At 54.3% G+C, this 4,225-nt stretch carries 4 protein-coding genes; all 4 read right to left on the minus strand.

Annotated features, from left to right (window positions below):
- Window positions 1–213, minus strand: a 213-nt coding sequence (locus VEI96_02235; protein HXX56803.1) for a hypothetical protein, incomplete at its 3' end; no start/stop codon positions are given.
- Between the two features lie 83 nt (window positions 214–296).
- A complete protein-coding gene (locus VEI96_02240) occupies window positions 297–1,706 on the minus strand; it encodes a sensor domain-containing diguanylate cyclase (GenBank protein ID HXX56804.1) in 1,410 nt (469 codons plus the stop codon).
- 12 nt (window positions 1,707–1,718) lie between these two features.
- Window positions 1,719–3,440 (minus strand): DNA polymerase/3'-5' exonuclease PolX, encoded by a 1,722-nt coding sequence (gene polX, locus VEI96_02245; GenBank protein HXX56805.1) that lies wholly within the window; start codon window positions 3,438–3,440, stop codon window positions 1,719–1,721.
- 52 nt (window positions 3,441–3,492) lie between these two features.
- Window positions 3,493–4,225, minus strand: a 733-nt coding sequence (locus VEI96_02250) for a DUF72 domain-containing protein (GenBank protein ID HXX56806.1), incomplete at its 5' end; no start/stop codon positions are given.

A 4,225-nucleotide genomic window follows, 5' to 3' on the forward strand; every position in this document is an offset into this window, starting at 1 on the left:
GGTATCGACAACAATGAGCCGGCTCACCTTCGAGAGGTCAATCTCCCTGACCCGATAAATCTCGACAGGGTGAAAGGTGGCGATAAACTCCCTCACTTTTTTTTCCTGTGAACCGGGAAAGACGAGCTTCGCATCGGGGTAGAGTTTCTGCGCTGCTATCATGGACGCGAAGGAATCGAAGTCGGCGTTTATGTGAGACGTTATGATTTCCATGGTGACATGTGCTCGCGGGCGGCGGACTGGGAAGAGACAGGAAACGGGCTCAGGATCGTTTCCGTAACGACAACTCCCCCCGCCTACGTGGCGTTTCCATAGAGCGCTACCTGGTTTCTTCCCGTTGTTTTCGCCCGGTAAAGGGCGTTGTCGGAGAAGGTGATGAGTTGCTCGTTTGTCTTTATTCTCGAATTCGGAAAGGATGCCACGCCGATGCTCACGGTGGGTCCCTTGCGTCCCTTCAGGGAGCGGAATTTGTAGTTTTCGATGTACGATCGCATGGCCTCGGCCTTTGAGACCGCACCGGTTTCCGTCGTCTGGGTGAGGAGCATGATAAACTCTTCTCCCCCGTATCGCGCAAGGACGTCACTCTTCCGCGTGTGTTTCTTCAGGACCTGGGCGAATTCCCTCAGGACGGTGTCGCCCGTCCTGTGGCCGAATTTGTCGTTGATCTCCTTAAAGTGGTCGATGTCGATCATGAGGCAGCTCAGGGGAAGCGCATACCGCTCGGACCTGCTGAATTCTTCCTGGAGTCGGTGGTAAAAATATCTGATGTTATATGCCCCGGTGAGGAAGTCGGTTATCGCGAGTTTTTCGAATCTCAATTTTTCGCTTTCGAGCTTTTCGAAGAGGAAGGCGTTATAGAGGGAGTTCGCAGAGACATTCGCGATGGCGTTACAGAGACGGATCTCGTTTTCCGTGAATGCGTACCCGGCACGGGATGTCCTGAGAAAGAGGGTTCCGATGACCTCCTCATGGAAGATGATCGGGATTACCACGATGGAGCGGATACCGAGGGGCGAAATGATATCCTGCAAGCGTTCCAGGAGGGGGTCGGTCGTAACGTCCTTGATGACGACGGGCTCTCTCGATACGAGCGCCTTCTTTATCTCGGGATACTTCGAGAGGTCAAGCTTGATGTTTTTTACGAGGGGAGTCTCGAAGGTAGAAACAACGTGGGCGTACCGCTTGTCGCTGTCGACGCGGATGATGGAGCACCTCGTCACCGGGATGACTTCCGAGATCTTTTTTACGATGAGATAGAATATCTCCTGCGGGTCGAGGGTCGAAGAGACGAGGTAGGTGAGTTCGATGAGCGCCTGAAGGTTATCCGTTTCTTTCTTGAGGAGACCTACCATCTGTCTCCTGTCAAGGACGTTCTTGATCTTGAATTCAAGATCCCCCTCATGGAAGGGACTGATGAGATAGTTTTCCGCCCCGTACTTCATGATCGTCTTGAAGCCGGTCTGAGTGTTCGGGGGGATCGTCGCGATGATTGAAGGCCTTCCTTCAAGGGGAGAGAGGTTCTGCAGCTCATCCGCCGAGACGATGCATAACTGTATACAGTTGTTGCTGTCCGTTGACAGGGCCTCCTTGAGGGAGGCGAGGGTCTGAACAAACTCAACGCCGGACTTGCGCCTCTTCCGGAAGAAGGATTTAAGGAACGTTAGTATTTCACGGTTCTTTTCGTATATGAGTATCCGTTCGCTCATTTCACCAAGCGCTCATGCCCTGAGATTCTGTAGCCATTTTAGCAGATTCTTCGTCGAAAGTGTATTGATTACGTCCCCTTTTTCGAGCCATCCCCTCCGTGCCGTCGAGACTCCGTACGTCATGTAAGCGAATTGGTTCGCAACATGGGTATCGGTGTTTATCGCCATCGGGATTCCCAGCTCTTTTGCCTTCTTCGCGTGGGTATCGTTCAAGTCGAGTCTGAGAGGATAGGCATTTATCTCGATGGCCTTGCCCTCCTCCCGTGCTGCAGCAAAGACGCGCTCCATATCCACCTCATAGGCATCCCGCTCTCCGATAAGCCTCCCCGTTGGATGTGCGAGTATCGTCACATAGGGATTCTTTATCGCCGAGATGAGCCTCCCGGTCAGCTGTTCCTTTGTCTGCCGAAAGCCTGAGTGGACTGATGCCACGACGATATCGAGTTGTCTCAGGAGGTCATCGGGCAGATCGAGGGTATAGTCGCTCCTGATATCGACCTCGGCGCCCATGAAGAGCCTGAATCCTCTCAGACGCCGGTTGATCGCCCGCACCTCCGTCATTTCATCGATGAGCCGTTCTTCATTCAGTCCCCGCGCGACACCGAGCCCCTTTGTGTGGTCGGTGATGGCGATATACTCATAGCCCCGCTCCCTTGCCGCCTCGATGAGTTCCTCTATGGTGTGGCTGCCGTCACTCCGCTTCGTATGTACATGGAGGTCCCCCTTCATGTCCTTTACCGTGATGAGCTTGGGCAGCCTTCCTTCGGCAGCCGTCTCGATCTCGCCGGAGTCCTCTCTCAGTTCGGGCGGGATATAGGGCAGACCGAGGAGCCTGTAGACGTCCTCTTCTCTCCTCCCCCCGAGGCGTTTCTTGTCGGACTCCCTGAATATCCCGTATTCATTCAGCTTCAGCCCCGCCTTCACCGCCAACTCCCTGAGCCGGATGTTGTGCGCCTTGCTGCCGGTGAAGTATGCCAGCGCAGCGCCGAAGGACTCATCTTCAACAACCCTGAGGTCGACCTGTATCCCATCTGCAATAATGACACTCGATTTTGTCGGGCCCTGCAAGAGGACTTCCTTAACCTGAGGGAGATGGACAAAGGCGCTCATGACCTTCCGCGGGTCCCTGGATGTTGCGAGGATGTCTATATCGTTGACGCTTTCCTTCCATCGCCTGAGGCTGCCCGCGAGACAGAGTTCCTTCGCCGGTGCCTTGTCACGCAGTTGGGAGAGTATCTCCTCTGCGATGGGACGAACCCTGCCGATGGGCCTCCGGTCCTTGCCCCTCTTCACCATCTCTATTCCTTTCAGGATGTTCTCCTCTGTCTTCTTCTTTATGCCCGGGAGACCGGACAGCCTCTGATCCCGTGCGAGACGTTCCAGTTCATCAATATCCTTTATCTTCAGGGTTTCATGGAGGAGTTTTGCTGTTTTGGGACCGAGACTCGGAACCGTGAGGAGCACAGAGAGGCCTTCGGGGATCTCCCTTTTCAGGTCATCATGGGTCTTGATCCTGCCCGTTGCGACGTATTCCCCTATCTTCCCGGCAAGGTCGCGCCCGATGCCCGGCACTTCGAGCAGTCTTTTTTCCGGCAGGGAGGCGACATCATCCGGCAGCCCGTCGATGTTCATGGCGGCACGGCGGTAGGCCCTCACCCGAAAGAGATTTTCACCCTTTATCTCGAGCAGATCGGCTATCTCATTAAAGATTCTGGCTATCTGCTGGTTTATCATCTTCTCAGGAGGGCACCCTGCCTCGTGAATCTTTTGGCTTTAAGAGAAAGGGTCATATGTTTTTCAGGAGAGTTAGCAACTCCCCGGCATTCGCGGGCGCATAGCCGGATGCGTCATTGTTGAAGTAGATGAATACGTCCTTCCCCTGCTTGAGATACTTTCGTATTCGAGCGGCGTCGCCCTTCAGTTGTTCACGGGTATAGCTCGAAGCGTAGTTGCCGCCCACACCATGTCTCCTCATGTACACGAAATTCGCGGGTACCGGAAGCTCATCGAGGAAAGGAGGCCAATCGGCCATACAGAGGGAAGCCTTTCCCTTCTCGATGAGTGAGATGACCTTCTTTGTGATCCATGTCTCCTCCCTGAACTCGAAGGCACTTCTCACGTCGTGGGGCTTGAGGAGTTCAAGGAAGTCTGCGAGTCTTGGTGGGTCAACGCGGAGACCGGGCGGCAACTGCCAGAGAATGACGCCGAGTTTATCGCGCAGTGCCGACACCCGTGAGAAAAAGACATTCAGAGGTTCTTCACAGGCCTTCAGCTTCTTCACGTGCGTGATGAAGCGGCTGCCCTTGACCGAAAAGAGAAAACCGGGAGGGGTCTCGGAATACCACCGTGTGAACGTCTCCTTTTCGGGGAGTCGGTAAAAGGTGACGTTGAGCTCGACCGTAGAGAATTTCTCTGCATAATATTCGAGCCAGCGCTTCTTCTGGAGATGCTCGGGATAGAAGATGCCTTTCCAGTCATCGTAGGAGAATCCGCTGCATCCGATATTCAGGGTAGGCATG

Source organism: Thermodesulfovibrionales bacterium, assembly GCA_035622735.1.
Taxonomy (GTDB): domain Bacteria; phylum Nitrospirota; class Thermodesulfovibrionia; order Thermodesulfovibrionales; family UBA9159; genus DASPUT01.

Bases quoted from the DNA above. Each gene is read 5' to 3' on its own strand.
- VEI96_02240 (HXX56804.1), bottom strand. From the start codon at position 1,706: ATGAGCGAACGGATACTCATATACGAAAAGAACCGTGAAATACTAACG.
- polX (HXX56805.1), bottom strand. From the start codon at position 3,440: ATGATAAACCAGCAGATAGCCAGAATCTTTAATGAGATAGCCGATCTG.